This window comes from Sphingomonas sanguinis NBRC 13937, assembly GCF_001591005.1.
Classification (GTDB): domain Bacteria; phylum Pseudomonadota; class Alphaproteobacteria; order Sphingomonadales; family Sphingomonadaceae; genus Sphingomonas; species Sphingomonas sanguinis.
The window spans coordinates 139,189-155,490 of record NZ_BCTY01000002.1; the positions used below are offsets into that span (position 1 = coordinate 139,189).

General features: G+C 66.3%; 13 protein-coding genes and 1 tRNA gene. 5 read left to right on the forward strand and 9 right to left on the reverse strand.

What is annotated here, in order from left to right:
- Positions 1-2: 2 nt before the first annotated feature.
- Positions 3-1,805, reverse strand: coding sequence for a sensor histidine kinase (locus tag SSA01S_RS02165; protein WP_244885516.1), 1,803 nt, complete (start codon positions 1,803-1,805; stop codon positions 3-5).
- 191 nt (positions 1,806-1,996) lie between these two features.
- On the opposite strand from SSA01S_RS02165, the gene SSA01S_RS02170 reads away from it, so the two are divergent.
- Positions 1,997-2,464, forward strand: a complete 468-nt coding sequence (locus tag SSA01S_RS02170) for an Lrp/AsnC family transcriptional regulator (protein WP_042487895.1) — start codon at positions 1,997-1,999, stop codon at positions 2,462-2,464.
- 153 nt (positions 2,465-2,617) lie between these two features.
- Here SSA01S_RS02170 and SSA01S_RS02175 read toward each other — a convergent pair whose 3' ends face one another.
- The gene (locus SSA01S_RS02175) at positions 2,618-3,907 is read right to left on the reverse strand and encodes a hypothetical protein (RefSeq protein ID WP_058716096.1); all 1,290 of its coding nucleotides are present in this window, start codon (positions 3,905-3,907) and stop codon (positions 2,618-2,620) included.
- Between the two features lie 168 nt (positions 3,908-4,075).
- Between SSA01S_RS02175 and SSA01S_RS02180 the strand changes: the two genes are divergently transcribed.
- Together SSA01S_RS02180 and SSA01S_RS02185 are read left to right on the forward strand one after the other, a co-directional pair.
- Positions 4,076-4,831 carry a YaaA family protein gene (locus SSA01S_RS02180; RefSeq protein WP_061779009.1) on the forward strand — a complete coding sequence of 252 codons (756 nt, stop codon included), beginning with the start codon at positions 4,076-4,078 and terminating at the stop codon, positions 4,829-4,831.
- Positions 4,828-5,526, forward strand: a complete 699-nt coding sequence (locus SSA01S_RS02185; protein ID WP_061779101.1) for an SDR family NAD(P)-dependent oxidoreductase — start codon at positions 4,828-4,830, stop codon at positions 5,524-5,526. Before SSA01S_RS02180 ends, SSA01S_RS02185 begins: the two co-directional genes overlap by 4 nt.
- 96 nt (positions 5,527-5,622) lie before the next feature.
- On the opposite strand, the gene SSA01S_RS02190 is transcribed toward SSA01S_RS02185, so the two are convergent.
- Positions 5,623-5,699 (reverse strand) — tRNA-Arg (locus SSA01S_RS02190).
- A 140-nt stretch (positions 5,700-5,839) separates the two neighbouring features.
- Here SSA01S_RS02190 and SSA01S_RS02195 point away from each other — a divergent pair.
- Entirely contained in the window at positions 5,840-6,379 is a 540-nt protein-coding gene (locus tag SSA01S_RS02195) for a hypothetical protein (protein WP_156477630.1), read from the forward strand.
- Between the two features lie 5 nt (positions 6,380-6,384).
- On the opposite strand, the gene SSA01S_RS02200 is transcribed toward SSA01S_RS02195, so the two are convergent.
- Both SSA01S_RS02200 and hemB read right to left on the reverse strand, forming a co-directional pair.
- Positions 6,385-8,592 carry a fused MFS/spermidine synthase gene (locus tag SSA01S_RS02200; RefSeq protein ID WP_082794884.1) on the reverse strand — a complete coding sequence of 736 codons (2,208 nt, stop codon included), beginning with the start codon at positions 8,590-8,592 and terminating at the stop codon, positions 6,385-6,387.
- 5 nt (positions 8,593-8,597) lie between these two features.
- Positions 8,598-9,590 carry a porphobilinogen synthase gene (gene hemB / locus SSA01S_RS02205; RefSeq protein WP_061779010.1) on the reverse strand — a complete coding sequence of 331 codons (993 nt, stop codon included), beginning with the start codon at positions 9,588-9,590 and terminating at the stop codon, positions 8,598-8,600.
- A gap of 103 nt (positions 9,591-9,693) precedes the next feature.
- Here hemB and SSA01S_RS02210 point away from each other — a divergent pair, with 103 nt between their 5' ends.
- Complete coding sequence (locus SSA01S_RS02210) at positions 9,694-10,548, forward strand: diacylglycerol/lipid kinase family protein (RefSeq protein ID WP_061779011.1); 855 nt, start codon at positions 9,694-9,696, stop codon at positions 10,546-10,548.
- A gap of 15 nt (positions 10,549-10,563) precedes the next feature.
- Here SSA01S_RS02210 and SSA01S_RS02215 read toward each other — a convergent pair whose 3' ends face one another.
- The 4 genes from SSA01S_RS02215 to SSA01S_RS02230 all read right to left on the reverse strand — a co-directional run bounded on the left by SSA01S_RS02215 (position 10,564) and on the right by SSA01S_RS02230 (position 16,301).
- Complete coding sequence (locus SSA01S_RS02215; protein WP_061779012.1) at positions 10,564-12,012, reverse strand: MATE family efflux transporter; 1,449 nt, start codon at positions 12,010-12,012, stop codon at positions 10,564-10,566.
- On the reverse strand, positions 12,009-12,860 hold the full coding sequence (locus tag SSA01S_RS02220) for a hypothetical protein (protein WP_156477631.1): 852 nt from the start codon (positions 12,858-12,860) through the stop codon (positions 12,009-12,011). Before SSA01S_RS02220 ends, SSA01S_RS02215 begins: the two co-directional genes overlap by 4 nt.
- 64 nt (positions 12,861-12,924) lie before the next feature.
- Positions 12,925-15,573 carry an alanine--tRNA ligase gene (alaS, locus tag SSA01S_RS02225; protein ID WP_061779014.1) on the reverse strand — a complete coding sequence of 883 codons (2,649 nt, stop codon included), beginning with the start codon at positions 15,571-15,573 and terminating at the stop codon, positions 12,925-12,927.
- An 80-nt stretch (positions 15,574-15,653) separates the two neighbouring features.
- Positions 15,654-16,301 carry a phytanoyl-CoA dioxygenase family protein gene (locus SSA01S_RS02230; protein WP_061779015.1) on the reverse strand — a complete coding sequence of 216 codons (648 nt, stop codon included), beginning with the start codon at positions 16,299-16,301 and terminating at the stop codon, positions 15,654-15,656.
- Position 16,302: the final 1 nt, after the last annotated feature.

Sequence of the window (16,302 nt, forward strand, 5' to 3'; positions counted from 1 at the left end):
GTTCAGCCGGACGAGGCCCGCCCTGCCCGCCGATCATCGCCCAGGGGCAGTGCCAGCACGACCCGGTGCAGGCCGATGCTCAGCCCGCCGCCCATTTCGGCGCCTAGCTTGTCGATCAGTCGCAGCGAGAAGCCGGTGCCGAGCAACGGTGCACCTTCGCGTTGTTCCTCGTCCCCCGCCTCGCTGAGCAGCGCCGCCTCGGTTTCGACCGTCAGGGCGAGCGGACGGTCGACCCGCAGCGCGGCCATGCCCTGATCCTCCGCCAGGCTGGCGGACAGGCGCTCACCGACGACGCAGTTCGATAGCAGGACCGAAAAGAGCCGGGTCAGCAACCGTTCGGCCGCCCGGTCGTCGGCCAGGGCGGCGATCGGGGTCGCGGGCGGATCGAAGCGGATCTCCGCCCGGCGCAATTCGGCCAGCGGCGCGAGTTCGGCCAGCACCCGCTGGATCAGGGGCGCCAGCGGAACGATGCTCGGCCGCAGCTCCAGCACATGGCCCTCAATCCGGGCGGCGGTATCCAGATCCTCGACCGAAGCGAGCAGATCCGCCGCCATCGACCGGATGGCGCTGGCGCGGTCGCGATAGACCGGTGCCACGGGGCCCAGCAGCTCGCTTTCGATCAGCTCGGCAAAACCCGCCACGGCATTGGCGGGGGTGCGAAGTTCATGGACCAGCTGGCGCAGCGAGTCAGACGGCGAGGTGTCGCCCACCGTCGCTTCGGTCACATTCGCCATTTCGTCCCGGCGCGGCCGCCGACCGCTGCCGCGATAACCCATATACTGGCCCGACACGGGATCGAACCAGGGCATGGCCGATACCCGCCACGATCCTGCCGCTGCCGAGGCTCCACCAATCTCCAGCCGCGCGTCGCGGAAGGGCGAGCGGCGACGAAAGGCGCCCATCGCCACGCCGTCGAACTGCGCGAGCCCCTGCATCGCGGTCTCCGCAATGCTGACGCCGACCAGCGGTCCGCGCGTCACGCCGTCGACGCCCAGGATCATCCCGGCCGGATCGGTGTCGAAATCGAAATGCGCAGGGCCTGCATCACTTTGCGTTGCCCCGGTCACTTCCTCGCGCCGCTGGTTGAAGGCATCGATCCGCGCGACCAGATCGGCGATCTCGTAACGCGGCGGCGCGGTGGGCGCGGGGGCGTGGCGCAGCGCCTCGGCCATGAACGGCAAGCCCCGCGCCACCTGGCTCAACGCAACGAAAGGTGTCGCAGCCTGCATCGGGAGCGGATCGAGCAGAATGGAGAGCGGTGGCGGTTCGGCCTCCGGGCTTTCCGCCGACGCGATCTCTACGGGCGCAGGCCTGGCTTCGGCGACGGGCTCCGGGGCAACGGGTTCGACCTGCTCCATGGAGGCTTCCGGCTCCGGGTCATGCGACAGCACGAAATCGACCCGGCCAAAACTGTCCAGCCCGCGTACGACCGCATCCGACAGGTCGCGCCGATGACGCAGGACCGACCGCGTGCGCGGACTCAACCGAGGCAGCAGGGCCAGCCATTCGGCATCGCTCAGCCGCGCCATCCGCAACAGGGATGCTGCGACCTCATGCTCATCCTCGGTAAAGAACGAGACCAGTTCGACCGGCGGATGCGCCATCGCGAGCATACGGGCGCTGGCCGCGCGAACCTCGACGGGTACGGAGGCGCGCAGCGTGTCCAAGCGGGCCAGCATCGGTGCGTCGGCGGGGACGCGGCCACGGCTCATCAGGTCGACAAGCTGCCGCCAGGCAGTCTGCGCGCCGAATGGCGTCGCAGTGTCGGCCGATAAAATCGTCGCCAGACTGTCGTCGAACCGCACGGAGCTCCCTTCATCCTTGGCCTTTCGGCCGCCAGCATCCTTGTTTAGCGTCCTTATCCTTCCAACTGGTAACCTGCAAATATCCTTCTGCGCGCCTTTGCATTGTCGGAGAATTGCGATAGTGCGTAATTTTCTTATAGCTGGCCGTCATAGGGCTTAGGGATTCGACAGTTTATGTGGAGTATTGTGTAATGGCGCTCGATCGCATCGATCGGCAGATCCTGGCGCTGTTGCAGGCCGATGGCCGAATGACCAATGTTGAGCTGGCCGAGCGGGTCGGCCTGACCGCGCCGCCTTGCCTGCGCCGGGTTCGCGCGCTGGAGGAAGCGGGCGCGATCCGGGGCTATCACGCCGATCTGGATGCCGCGCGCCTGGGCTTTCCGATCACCGTCTTTGCGATGGTGTCGCTGCGCAGCCAGGCCGAGCATGACCTCGCCGCGTTCGAGGCGCATGTCGCAGGGATTCCCGAAGTCCGCGAATGCCATATGCTCAATGGCGAGATCGACTTCATCCTGAAGATCGTCGCCTCGGATCTGAAGAGCTTCCAGGAAATCCTGACCGGACATCTGACCCCCGCGCCCAACGTCGCCAGCGTCAAGACGTCGTTGACGATTCGGACCGCCAAGCAAGTGTCGGGGATACCGATCGAAGCGGACTGATCGGGTTTACCGCCGACAAGAAAGGGCCGGTTCTCCATAGGGGAGGACCGGCCCTTTTTTTGTGTGCGATTGCCCCGGCTGTCGCCGTCGCTCGGGCCAAACCCCACTCACGAAGAGAAGCCCCCGCGCCCTGGGGCGCAGGGGCCTTTCGCATTACGCCTGGGTGCTGAGCCAGGTCTTCCAGAACGCGGCGAGATCGGCGCGCGGGGTGCCCTTCACGGCGTCGAAGGCGGCGGTCGCGCCCGCCTTGTCGCCCTGCGCGGCCAGCGCGATACCCAGGCGGGTGTTCACCTCATTGGCGTCGACACCACCCTTTTGCAGCGCGGCGCGGTAGAGCTCGACCGCCTTGGCATAATTGCCCTGGCCATAATAGGCCTCGGCGGTCAACGCGGCGAGCTTGCCGTCACCCGCCGACTTCGCGCGCGCCTCGGTCGGGGCCAGTGAGCCTTCCTGCTTGCTCTTGGCGTCCGCTGCGGTCAGCATCGCCTTGGCGGTGGCATTGCCCGTCGGGATCTTGCCGGTCGCCATGCCTTCCTTCAGCACGGCTGCGGCTTCGGCGGGCAGGCCCTTGTCGGTCGCGTACTGGGCATATTCCATATAGTCGTTCTGGTCGGCCAGCGACTTGGAAGCGCGCATCAGGCGGAACAGGTCAAGCTTCTGGTTCTTGTCCAGCGTCGCCAGCGAACCCGGCTGCAGGCCATAGATCACCAGCGTGTTGCGCCAGTTCTGCGCGGTCGGATAGGCGGCGACCCACTTACGCAGCCAGCCGAGCGTCTCCGGCACCATCTTCGCCTTGTTGGCGCGACCGATGGCGTACTTGTAATAATCCTCCGGCGCCTTCTGGCCCGAAGCGTTCATCTGGTCGATGACCGATGCCAGTTCGGCATTGCCGCCTGCGACATCGCCCGATTCGAACTTGGCCTTGACCATCAGCATCGGCAGGTTCGGGTCGTTATAGCCGAGCTGCTTGGCCTGCTGGAAATATTGCAGGGCGATCGGATACTGCTTGCCGTTATAGGCCAGCGCGCCGCGACGATAGACGTAGCGCGGCTTGTCCGCCGCCGGGGTCGAGGGGCTGGCGATCAGCGCGTCGAGCGGCTTGGCGAGCACGGCCTCGTCGATCGGGGCGTTCGGATTGGCCTGCTGGGCCGCATACAGCTTGCCGGACTCCAGCTCATAACGCAGCGCGGCCGCGATATATTTGTCGTCCTCGGTCTTGGCGGCCGCTTCGACCGCAGCGACCAGCGGCTCAGCGGCGGCATAGTTCTTCTGCTGCATCACCGGCTGCGCGGCCTGGGCGGCCTTCAGCGCCTCGGGGCTCAGCTTCAGGCCACCGGCTTCCTCGCCCTTCTTCTTCTGCGCCACGGCCGGAACGGTCAGGACGACCCCACTCACACTCGTCGCCAGCACGGCCGCAAGCGCGAGCTTCGGAATGATCTTCATGCGAAATTTCTCCAAGAATAGAGCCTGTCGGGTCCACAACCGTCGATGGCGGGGCTTGTAGGGACAGCGGACGCCCCGTTCAAGCAATGCGATGATGCGTCGCCACCTATCCACCCACCGCTGAACGCGGATTGAACGCGAACGCTCCGGGCGCTAGCGGGCGCGGTCATGATTGCCGTCATTTCCCCCGCCAAGACGCTCGATTACCAGAGCCCCCTGCCCGCCCTCGCGCCGACCGCGCCGCATTTCGCCCGGGAAGCCGATGAACTGGCCCAGGCCGCCTCCGGGCTGGGCGAGGAGAAGCTGGGCTCGCTGATGCGCATTTCGCCGGCGCTCGCAAAATTGAATGCCGAGCGGTTTCGCGACTTCGCCGATGCGCCCGAGCGGCCCGCCCTGTTCGCCTTTGCGGGCGACGTCTATACCGGGCTGGAGGCCAAGACGCTGGACGAGCCCGCCATATTGTTCGCGCAGGACCATCTGCGGATGCTGTCGGGGCTGTACGGCCTGCTCCGTCCGCTGGACGCGATGCGCCCCTACCGGCTGGAGATGGGCACGCGCTGGGCGCCACATAAAGGCGGATCGGGCGGTGGCAAGTTGACCGACTGGTGGGGCGACCGTATCGCCAAGCGGCTCGCCCAGGAGGTCGAGGCTGAGGGGTCGGGCACCATCCTGAACCTTGCCAGCCAGGAATATTGGCATGCGGTCGACGGGCAATTGCCTGCCTCGATCCGCATCATCGCCGTCGACTTCCGCGAGGGCGACCGCTTTGTCAGCTTCCATGCCAAGAAAGCACGCGGCGCGATGGCGCGCTGGATGGTCGAGCACCGGGTCACCGAGACGGACGCGATGCGCGGTTTCGATAGCGACGGTTATGCGTTCGACGCCGAGGCAAGCACGCCGGACATATGGAGATTCGTGCGATGAGCGAGTGGAAACAGGCCGTCGTCATCGGCGCGTCGGGCGGGATCGGCGGGGCCATCGCCGATGCGCTGGAGGACGAGGGCGTGGCGGTCACCCGTTTCGCCCGCTCCATGACCGGCGACGCACATCTCGACCTGGAGAATGAGGCAAGCATCGTCGCCGCCGCTGCCCGGATCGCCAAAGGCCCCGCCCCCGATCTGGTGATCGTCGCGACCGGACTGCTCCATGACGGGGAGCGCGGCCCGGAAAAGGCGATCGACCAGCTCGATCCCGCTTGGCTGGCGCGCAATTTCGCGGTGAACGCGATCGGCCCGGCGCTGGTCGCCAAGCATCTGCTCCCGATCATGCCGCGTACCGGCAAGACGCTGTTTGCCGCGCTGTCGGCGCGGGTCGGTTCGATCTCGGACAACCGGATGGGCGGCTGGTACGGCTATCGCGCGTCCAAGGCGGCGCTGAACCAGTTCATCCGCACGCTGGCGGTCGAGCATAAGCGGCGCAACGATCGGTCGATCATCGTCGCCCTGCATCCCGGCACGGTCGACACCGCGCTCTCCAAGCCGTTTCAAGGCAATGTCCGCCCCGGCGGCCTGTTCGCGCCCGACCGCGCCGCGGTACAGCTGCTGGACGTCATCGACGGGCTGAAGGCGCCTGACAGCGGCAAGCTGTTCGACTGGGAGGGCAAGGAAGTCCAACCTTGACGCAGCCTGCGCTTTCTCCCCCTGCGGGGGGAGAAACAGGATACAAGCTCGGCCAATGAGCAGAGCCGGGCTTATCGATCCAAGGATGTAGGAAAATGGCGCGCCCGGAACGATTCGAACGTCCGACCCTCAGATTCGTAGTCTGATGCTCTATCCAGCTGAGCTACGGGCGCGCTGTGGAGGTGGGCTCTTAGAAGCGCTTCGAAAGCGTGGCAAGCCCTTTGCTGGGGTTATCCACATTTTTTCTGGCGACGGTGCGAATGGCGCGTCGCGGCATTTTGACCGGCAACGTTCCGTGTCTAGGATGACCGCGATGACCCAATTCTCCCCTGCCCCGCTCCGCTCCGCCCCGCTGCTCGTCATGGCGGGCCTGCTCGCCGCCCTGCCGCTGGGCGGATGCGCGCGCGATCGCGACACGACACCCTATCCCTCGCTAGCGGTCCGGCCAGTCGAGAAACAGGGCTTTGCCGAGCCTGCCGCCAAGCCGGTGGTTCTCCGCCCCGATCCCGCGCTCGATACGCAGATCACGCAACTGGGCGGACGACTGGATGAAGCCGGTGCGGCCTTTGCCACGGCCTATGACCGTGCCCGCGACAATGTAGCCAAGGCCAAGGGTCAGGCCGTCGGCAGCGACGCGTGGCTGGCCGCGCAGACCGAACTCGCCACGCTCGACGAAATCCGCTCGCGCAGTTCGGCAATTCTGACCGAGATCGACGACCTGGCGATCAAGCGCGCCGCCGCGCTGGAGCCCGACTATCCCGCACTCGTCGCGCTGCGCGAGCGGGCCACGGCGCAGACCACGAAGCAAGGCGACCAGATCAAGGCGCTGACCGCGCAACTGCCCAGCGGCTGACCCGCTCAGAATTGGCGGATGAAGGGCAGGATGCTGGAATAATCGTCCGTCCAGGCCGCCAGCCCCGGCGGCGCGACCGCCGGGGTCCAGTCGCCGCCCTGCTTCTCCAGCGTCTTCAGCGCCGCCGGATCGCGCGACAGCGCCAGCCAAACCGATGGGGTGGCCTCGTCCCGCCGGTCCAGTTCGGTCGGGACGTAATGAAGCTTGGCCGCCACCCAGCCGCCATCCCGCGCGGCGGCGGCAACCAGCGGCTCCAGATCGACGAAGCGATTGGAGATGTGGACAAGCATCAACCCACGCCGCGACAGCACCCGGGCATAGGTCGCAAAGGCCTCCCGCGTCAGCAGATGCGCCGGAACCGCATCGGAGGAAAAGGCATCCAGCGCCAGCAGGTCCAAACTGGCCGACGCCTCTGCCGACAGCCGCAACCGGGCATCGCCGACCCGGATGACCGGATGGGGCTGACACAGCCGCAAATAGCTGAACTGGCCGGTGTCGCGCGCGATGCGCACGATGACGGGATCGATCTCATAGAAGCGCCAGCTTTGCCCGGGCTGCGCGTAGCACGCGAGCGTGCCGGTCCCCAGCCCGACGACGCCGATGCGCGCGGCCGGGCCATAGAGCATCGGCGCGGCGCGCATCGCCCGCCCGACACCGGAATAGGGGGCATAATAGGTGGTCGGCGTCCGCTCGCGCGCGATCGACCCGCGAAGCTGGATGCCATGGACGGTCGATCCATGGTCCAGCTCGCGATAACCCGGCCCGTCGCGCACCGTATAGACGCCGAAATAGCTGCGCATCCGCGCGTCGCGCTCGATCGATAAAGACAGCGCGCGATAGCCGCCAAACAGGACCAGCGCTCCGGCCAGCAGCAGCACGAACCCCGCCCGCGCGCCGATCGCCAGGAAGCCGAGCGCGGCGATGATCAGGAAGATCGGTCCTTGCCGCTCTTCGCCGAACCAGTCGGCAGGCCCCACCAAGCGCAGGTCAAGCAGCAATCCGACCGCCACCGCCAATGCGATCAGCATCGCGCGCGAATGCCGCCACCACAAATCACGGATCGTCGGCAGCAGATATTGCTGTGGGATCAGCGCTCCGGCCGCCAGGATCAACAGCGGATATTCATAGGTCCAGTCGAACAGCACGGGCGCGAGGATGCCCGCAAATACGCCACCCAGCGCACCACCGACCGCCATCCACAGATAGAAACCGGTCAGCCGATCGACTGCAGGCCGCGCCCGGTACAGGGCGGTATGCAGCGCCACCGAGACCATTAAGAGGAGCAGCAGCGCAACGACGACATTGGCATAGGCGCGCTCGGGATAGCTGCCCATGATCACGCCGCCGAAGAGAAGCAGCGTGATCGGCGCGATCCGGGTCAGCGTATCCGCCATGCCCCGCCGCGTCGCAAAGGCGATGATGAAGCTCGCCAGATACAGGCCCAGCGGCAATACCCAGAGCAACGGCATCGCGATGATGTCGGTCGTGATATAGGTCGATGTCGCGGTCACCAGCCCCGACGGCACCGCCGCCAGCGCCACCCATAGCGCGATCCGGCGCCATCCCGGTGGCGGCGAGGTCGCCACCACCGCCTCACCCTTGGCCGCGTTCGGCAGCCGCGTGGCACAGGCCAGCACCAGCAGCGCCAGGACACCATAGCCCGCGCTCCACAACAGGCTCTGCCCATGCAGCGTCATCGCGGGCTCGACCAGCAACGGATAGGCGATCAGCCCGGCAAAGCTGCCCAGGTTCGACGCGGCATAGAGCGCATAGGGATTGCGCCCCGCCTGCGCGAGCGCGAACCAGCGCTGGATCAGCGGCGCCTGCGCCGACACGGCGAAGAACAGCGGCCCGATCGACAGGCCGAGCAGCCAGGGCACCCAGAGCGTCGGCTCGGCATCGGCGGGTAGGTCGACCGCCATCAGCCCGATCGGCAGCCACAGCGCCGCCACGCCCAGCACAGCGAGATGCACCCCGGCCTGCACCCTGGGACGGAAGCGCCCCAGCGCATGGGCATAGGCATAGCCGCCCAGCAGCAAGGCCTGATAGACCACCATCGCCGAGCTCCACACGGCGGGCGCACCGCCCAGCCGGGGCAGCGCCATGCGCGCGACCAGCGGCTGGACCAGGAACAGCAGGAACGATCCGGTCAGGATCGTCGCCACGAACAGCGCGCGCGCCGCCAGGCTGGAGGATCGGCTCGTCCGTGACAAACGGTTCAGGCGTTCAGCAGGCGCGCGGCATGGGCGGCATGATAGGTCAGCACGCCTGCGCATCCGGCGCGCTTGAACGCCATCAACGTCTCCAGCACCATGGCGTCCCGGTCCGCCGCGCCCGCCGCCACCGCCGTCTCGATCATCGCGTATTCGCCCGACACCTGATAGGCGAAGGTCGGCACGCGGAACTCCTCCTTCACCCGGCGGATGATGTCGAGATAGGGCAGGCCCGGCTTCACCATTACGCTGTCCGCCCCCTCGGCCAGGTCTAGCGCGACCTCGCGCAACGCCTCCTCAGCATTGGCATGGTCCATCTGATAGGTGCGCTTGTCGCCCTTCAGCAGCCCGCGTGTATTCACCGCGTCACGGAACGGGCCGTAAAAGGCGCTCGCATATTTGGCGGCATAGGCCATGATCTGGACGTTGTGGAAACCCTCCGCCTCCAGCGCCGCGCGGATCATGCCCACCCGGCCGTCCATCATGTCGGACGGCGCGATGACATCCGATCCGGCGCGCGCCTGGGTTAGCGCCTGCTGGACCAAGGCGTCCGCCGTGCGGTCGTTCACGACATAACCGGCAGCATCGACCAGTCCGTCATGGCCGTGCGTCGTATAGGGATCGAGCGCGACATCGGTCAGCACGCCGATATCCGGCACCGCCTCCTTGATCGCCGCAATGGCGCGGCACATCAGATTATCGGGGTTCAGCGCCTCGCGCCCGTCATCGGTGCGCAGTTGCGACGGCGTATTGGGGAACAGCGCCAGGCAGGGAATGCCCAGCTCGGCGGCTTCCCGCGCCCGCGCCACGATGCCGTCCAGCGACCAGCGCGAGACGCCGGGCAGGCTGGCGATCGGCTCCTCCACCCCCTGCCCCTCGGTGACGAACAGCGGCCAGATCAGATCGGCCGGGGTCAGCACCGTTTCGGCATGAAGCCGACGGCTCCATTGCGAAGCGCGGGTACGGCGAAGGCGAAGCGCGGGGTAGGAAGCGGTCATCGAAAATGCTTTTGCGGGATCGGACCCCGCTTGCCAAGCGTTGCATGGCAAGCGTTTCGGGGGCGGAAGGAATTTGCGCGTGAAAGAGATACGATCGGCCGCGATGGTGGTGAATGCCAAGTCGCGGCGTGGCCAGGCTCTGTTCCAGCAGGCGTGCAAGGCGATGTCCGGCCTGCCCTACAAGGTCGATGCCCGCGCGGTGGAGGACCCCAAGGACCTGGAGCCCAGGGTGCGCGAGTTGCTGGCGGCCAAGCCAGACCTGCTGATCCTGGGCGGCGGCGACGGCACGATCAGCGGACTGGTCGACCTGATGGTGGGACATGACGTAGTGTTGGGCGTGCTGCCGCTCGGCACTGCGAACAGCTTTGCCCGCTCGCTCGGCATCCCGCTCGACATCGAGGGCGCGGTCGAGGTGATCCGTACCGGCCGCCCGCGGCGGATCGACCTGGGCATGATCGACAAGGACTATTACGCCAATTGCGCCGCCATGGGCATCAGCCCCAAGATCGCCGAGACGGTGCCCCACGGCCTGAAGCGCGTTGCCGGGCGGCTGGGTTATCTCGGCTGGGCGGCGTATCAGTTCCTGCGCTTCCGCCCCTTCACTTTGATCGTCGAGCAGAATGGCGAGCGCGAGCGCCTGCGCGTCGTCGAGGTCCGTATCTCCAACGGCCCCTATCATGGCGGCACCGAACTGGTGGAATCGGCCGCCGTCGATTCCGGCGAGATCGTGGTGCAGGCAGTCTGCGGCCATGTGAAGCGCCGCCTGGTGATCAACTGGGCCGCCAGCATTCTGCGTAGCGACTATCGCAAGGAAAAGGTGCGCGAGTTTCGAGGCCGCGAGATCAAGCTCAACACCATTCCCCCGCTGCCCATCTCGATCGATGGCGAGGTGCTGGCCCACACCCCCGTCACCGCCCGCATCGCGGCCGGGATCATCGAGGTGATGGCGCCTGTCTGACGCGCCCGAGAGGGATCAGCCGACCGGCATCGCCTTGTTGGTCGGCTGCCCCTCGGCCAGGGCCTGCTCCTCGCACTCTTCCTTACCAGCCGGGACGGTCATCCGCCCCTTCCGCCAATTGCCATAGCGGTAATAGGCGATGGTCATCACCATCGATGCCAGCGAGCCCGCCGGAAAGCTCCACCAGATCGCGTCCGATCCCAGCATCGGCTCGAACAGATTGGCCAGGCCAAAACGGACCGGAAACATCGCGATCGCCAGGATGACGAGCGGCCCGACCACCGCGCCATTGGCCCGCACCGTCGCCGCCAGCACCATCGACACGCCAAAGAGCATGAAGCTCCATCCGGCGATCAGGTTGATCCGCGCGGCGATATCGATCGCGCCCTGCTCATTACCCAGAAACAGCCACAGCACATGCCGGTCGAGCAGCGTCACCACCAGCACGAGCACGCCCGTCAGCAACAGGTTCATGCGCAGCCCCGCGCGGGTGATCCGGTCGACCCGGTCCCATTGGCCTGCACCGATATTCTGCGCCGCCATCGCGCTGACCGCCGCGCCCACCGCCATGGCGGGCATCTGGATATAGGTCCACAGCTGGTTCGCCGCGCCATAGGCGGCGGTGGTCGAGGTGCCATGCCGGTTGACCAGCCCCATCATCGCCAGCGCCGAGGTGGAGACGACCAGCATCTGGAGCCCCATCGGAAACCCCTTGACCACGATCGTCTTCAGCAGCGTCGGGGTCGGGATCAGATAGCGCCACTCAGCCCCGCGCAGCCGCACGACCAGATCCTTGGCATAAAGATAGGTGACGAGCGCCAGCAGCGATCCGCTATTGGCGATCAGCGTGGCGATCGCCGACCCCTCGATCCCCAGCGCAGGCGCGGGCCCCAGCCCCAGGATAAAGACGGGGTTCAGCACGACGTCCAGCACCGAACCCAGCGCCATGAACTTGAGCGGTGTGATCGAATCGCCCACCCCGCGCAGCGCCATGGTCAACAGCACGCTGATGAACCCCGGCGGCATCGCGACGAAGATGACCCGCAGATAGGCGAGCGCCAGCGGATAGACCTCCGCCGGGGTGGCCAGCGCGCGCAGAATGGCGGGGGCGGCCAGCCAGCCGAGCACGACGGTCAGCGTCGAGATGACCGCGAACAGCCCCAGTGCCGATCCCAGCACCCGTCGTACCGCATCGACATCCCGCCGCCCCATATTCTGGCCGATCAGGATGGTCGCCGCCATGCCGAAGCCAAAGGTCGCCGCGACCAGCAGAAACATGATGATGTTGGCATTGGTCGTCGCCGCAAGCGCCCGCTCACCCAGAAACTGGCCGATCCAGATGGCGTTGATCGACCCGTTGAGCGATTGCAGCACGCTCGACCCCAGGGTGGGCAGCGCGAACAGAAGCAGGGTCTTGCCGATCGGCCCGGCGGTCAGGTCGCGACGTCCGTCCTGAGATTTCACGGTGTCTTGTCTCCGGCGGCCAGTTCGCTCTCGATCGAACGCGCCATATCGGCATATTGTGCCGATGTTCGCCGGGTAGCCCGGCCTGTATACAGTCCCCGCAAATATCCCCAATCGAACGCCGTCAGTTGCATGGGCGCGTCGGTCTTTCCAAAGAGCGACAGGATCGTGCCATACCGATCGCCTTCCACCCGGTTCAGCTGCGGGTTAACGACGGCCAGGGTTCGCATCGTCGCATAATCCGCAATTTGATTGACGGACTTGCCGACCACGGCCGAGCGATCGATCAGGACGACCGCAGCCACGATCAGCGACTGGATCGGTGCCTCGATGCGACTTGCCGAGGGTATATGTAAAGTCGGATAACCGTCAGGTCCCATCATCAGCTGATCGCCGTCACGGCTGGCTATGGCGGTAATGTGCCAGGCGTGGACGGGGCCACGGTCGTGGCGCAGCTGGCGGATCGTGGCATAGGGCAGATCACCGAAAATGCCCGGCCGGTGATTGAGCAGCCAATCGACCTGCTCCGCGCCATGATCCACGAACAGGATCAAGACATTGGGACGACACTTGTCGCCGCCCAGACGGATGTTCAATCGTTCGGCATTGGCCAGCACGCGGTCCGCCAATAGCCTGCCGAAATCCGGCGCAAGCCCCGCCGTGGCGACGCACAGCTCTGCACTCACGCGCGCCAGCGGTTCGTCGGACCCGCGCCGCACCGAAAGGTCGCGCACCCATCGATCGACGATGGCCCGTTTCGGCACCGGCCGGCCCGTCACCGTGACCGAGCCGCCCGCCACCTGTCCTTCGGCAGGATGGGCCGTCAGCGACAGCGAAAGGAGGGGCACCAGTGTGAAAGCCGCTTTCCAAACCTGGCCCATTCTGGTGCCCTCCCCTTCTTCTTGATTGGAACTATTCCGCCAGAGCGTCCCGGACCGCCTGCAACGCTTCGGCGCCCTTGGTACCGTCAGGACCGCCGCCCTGGGCCATGTCGGGACGGCCACCGCCGCCCTGCCCGCCCAAGGCCGCTACCGCCTTGCGCAGCAGCTCGACCGCATTGTGCTTACCCGTCAGATCGTCGGTCACGCCGACCGCGACCGAGGCGCGGCCGTCATTCACCGCGACCATCACCGCGACACCGGAACCGCCCAGACGCTGCTTGGCATCGTCCACCGCACCACGCAGCCCCTTGGCCTCGAAGCCGTCGAGCACCTGGCCGATAAACGCCACGTCGCCGATCTGCTCCGGCCCGGCGGCCGCACCACCGGCACCGCCGCCCATGGCGAGCGCCTTCTTTGCCTCGGCCAGTTCGCGCTCCAGACGGCGACGATCCTCGACCAGCGCGGCGATGCGCGCGGGCACCTCGTCGGGCGTAGTCTTCAGCGTCGCAGCGGCGGCCTTCAGCATGTCGTCGCGGTGCGAAAGGTACGCTCGCGCGCCCTCACCGGTCAGCGCCTCGACACGGCGCACGCCGCTCGACACCGCGCCTTCCGACACGATCTTGAACACGCCGATCTCGCCCAGGGCGTTCACATGGGTGCCCCCGCAGAGTTCGAGGGAGTAGGTGCCGTCGGCATCCTCACCCATCGACACGACGCGAACCTCGTCGCCGTACTTCTCACCGAACAGCGCCATCGCGCCCATTTCGATCGCTTCGTCGGGCGTCATCAGGCGGGTGACGACCGGGCCGTTGCCGCGCACCTGCTCGTTCACCTTAGTCTCGACCTCGGCGATGTCGTCGGCGGTCATGCCGACCGGCTGCGAGAAGTCGAAGCGCAGACGCTCCGGCGCGACCAGCGACCCCTTCTGCGCGACATGGGTGCCCAGCCGCTGACGCAGCGCCTCGTGCAGAAGATGCGTCGCCGAATGGTTGGCGCGGATCGCGGCGCGGCGGGTAGTGTCGATGGCCAGCTTCACGCTGTCGCCGACCTTGATGCCGCCTTCCTGGATCTCTGCATTGTGCACGAATACGCGGCCGAGCTGCTTGGAGGTGTCGGTAACGATCGCCTTCAGCCCGGTGTCGTTCGAGATGGTGCCGCTGTCGCCGACCTGACCGCCGCTTTCGCCATAGAAAGGCGTCTGGTTGACGATGATCGACACCGTATCGCCAGCGGCAGCGCTATCGACACGTGCACCGTCCTTGACCAGTGCCAGCACTTCGCCCTCGCCCGTGTCGGAGGCATAGCCCAGGAATTCGGTCGAGCCCGTCTCTTCGGCGATGTCGAACCACACATCGTCCGACGCCTTCGCGCCCGAACCCTTCCAGGCGGCGCGCGCGGCGCGCTTCTGCTCGGCCATGGCGGCATCGAAGCCCGCACGGTCGACCGACAGGTTCTGCGCGCGCAGCGCGTCCTCGGTCAGGTCATAAGGGAAGCCATACGTGTCATAGAGCTTGAACGCCGTCTCGCCCGCCAGCGTCGCGCCGGGCGCCATGCCCACCGTCGCTTCGTCGAGCAACTTCAGCCCCTTGTCGAGCGTCTGGCGGAAGCGGGTTTCTTCCTGCTTCAACGTCGCCTCGATCAGTGGCTGCGCGCGGACCAGTTCGGGATAGGCCGCGCCCATCTCGGCGACCAGCGCCGGGACCAGCCGGTGCATCAACGGCTCCTTGGCGCCCAGCAGATGCGCGTGACGCATCGCGCGGCGCATGATCCGGCGCAGAACATAGCCACGCCCTTCATTGGCGGGCAGCACACCGTCCGCCACCAGGAAACCGGCCGAGCGCAGATGATCGGCGATCACGCGGTGCGACGCCTTCTGGCCGTCTTCGGCCTTGGTGTGGGTCAGCTCGCACGAGGCGGCGATCAGCGCCTTGAAGGTGTCGGTGTCGTAATTGTCGTGCACGCCCTGCAGGACGGCGGCGATCCGCTCCAGCCCCATGCCGGTGTCGATAGACTTCTTGGGAAGCTCGCCGACGATCTCGTTGGCCTCCTGCTCGAACTGCATGAAGACCAGGTTCCAGATCTCGACGAATCGGTCGCCATCCTCCTCGGGGCTGCCGGGAGGGCCGCCATAGATATGATCGCCGTGGTCGTAGAAGATTTCAGAGCACGGACCGCACGGACCGTTCTCGCCCATCGCCCAGAAATTGTCCTTGGTCGGGATGCGAATGATCTTGTGATCGGGCAGTCCGGCAATCTTTTTCCACAGGTCGAACGCCTCGTCATCGGTGTGATAGACGGTGGCGGTCAGCTTCTCGGCGGGAATGCCCCAGACCTTGGTCAGCAGGGTCCAGGCATGGGTGATCGCCTGTTCCTTGAAATAGTCGCCGAACGAAAAATTGCCGAGCATTTCAAAGAAGGTATGATGCCGCGCCGTATAGCCAACATTATCGAGATCGTTATGCTTGCCGCCCGCGCGCACGCACTTCTGCGAGCTGGTCGCCGTCGAATAGGGGCGCGATTCCAGGCCGGTGAACACGTTCTTGAACGGCACCATACCCGCATTCACGAACATCAGCGTCGGGTCGTTCTGCGGCACGAGCGGCGCGGAGGGCACGATCTGGTGCCCCTCCGAACCGAAATAGTCGAGAAAGCCGCGGCGGATGTCGTTGGTCGAGGTCATGAACGCGACTTAGGCGAGGAATTGTTCCTGCTCAAGCGCCCGCAAGCGGGAGGCCGTTCGTCGCATCTCGCCCCCGTGCTTCAACCGTCGACGGCCCAAGACAATCCGCCGGGCAAATCGTCCGCCGACAGGTCGATCTGCAGCACACGTCGATGTCGCCCCGGGCTGGATCGGGCAGAGCCATGAAGGATAAGCGTGCGATAGAGCCAGACCGAACCCGCCTCCGCCAGACACATCGCCTGACCATGCCGGGCCACCACGTCCTCGATTGCGTCTTCGGGTATCAGGCCCAGTCGATGCGATCCCGGCACGACCAGCAGAGGCGCATTATCGGTATCGACCGGATCGAGATGGAAGCGCACCGTCATCATACGCTCCAACAGCGCGACGGGCGGCGCGACATGCACCCGCCCCTGCTTGACGGTCCATGGCCCGAAGCCCTCGGCATCGCGCCGTTCAGCCACCTCGATGGCGCGGTCCTGATGCCAGGCCAACGCCCAGTTCGCGTCGTCGCTCTTGTCGAACAGCACCGCCCGAACCGGTCGCATCGCCGGAGCCTGATCCGCCATCAGCCGCCGAACCCCGGTCAACTGCATCACCCGCCCGGCATCGATCCGCTGCCCGGGCCGCCCGACCGGCCAATCGCCGAACAGCGCGGCCAGCGCGATGAGCTCGCCATCGTCCAACCGCGACGACCAAAGGGCATAGCCCTGTTCTTCCAGCGTCACG

Coding starts and splice junctions, on each gene's coding strand:
- SSA01S_RS02170 (WP_042487895.1), top strand. CDS start 1,997: ATGGCGCTCGATCGCATCGATCGGCAGATCCTGGCGCTGTTGCAGGCC.
- SSA01S_RS02175 (WP_058716096.1), bottom strand. CDS start 3,907: ATGAAGATCATTCCGAAGCTCGCGCTTGCGGCCGTGCTGGCGACGAGT.
- SSA01S_RS02180 (WP_061779009.1), top strand. CDS start 4,076: ATGATTGCCGTCATTTCCCCCGCCAAGACGCTCGATTACCAGAGCCCC.
- SSA01S_RS02185 (WP_061779101.1), top strand. CDS start 4,828: ATGAGCGAGTGGAAACAGGCCGTCGTCATCGGCGCGTCGGGCGGGATC.
- SSA01S_RS02195 (WP_156477630.1), top strand. CDS start 5,840: ATGACCCAATTCTCCCCTGCCCCGCTCCGCTCCGCCCCGCTGCTCGTC.
- hemB (WP_061779010.1), bottom strand. CDS start 9,590: ATGACCGCTTCCTACCCCGCGCTTCGCCTTCGCCGTACCCGCGCTTCG.
- SSA01S_RS02210 (WP_061779011.1), top strand. CDS start 9,694: ATGGTGGTGAATGCCAAGTCGCGGCGTGGCCAGGCTCTGTTCCAGCAG.
- alaS (WP_061779014.1), bottom strand. CDS start 15,573: ATGACCTCGACCAACGACATCCGCCGCGGCTTTCTCGACTATTTCGGT.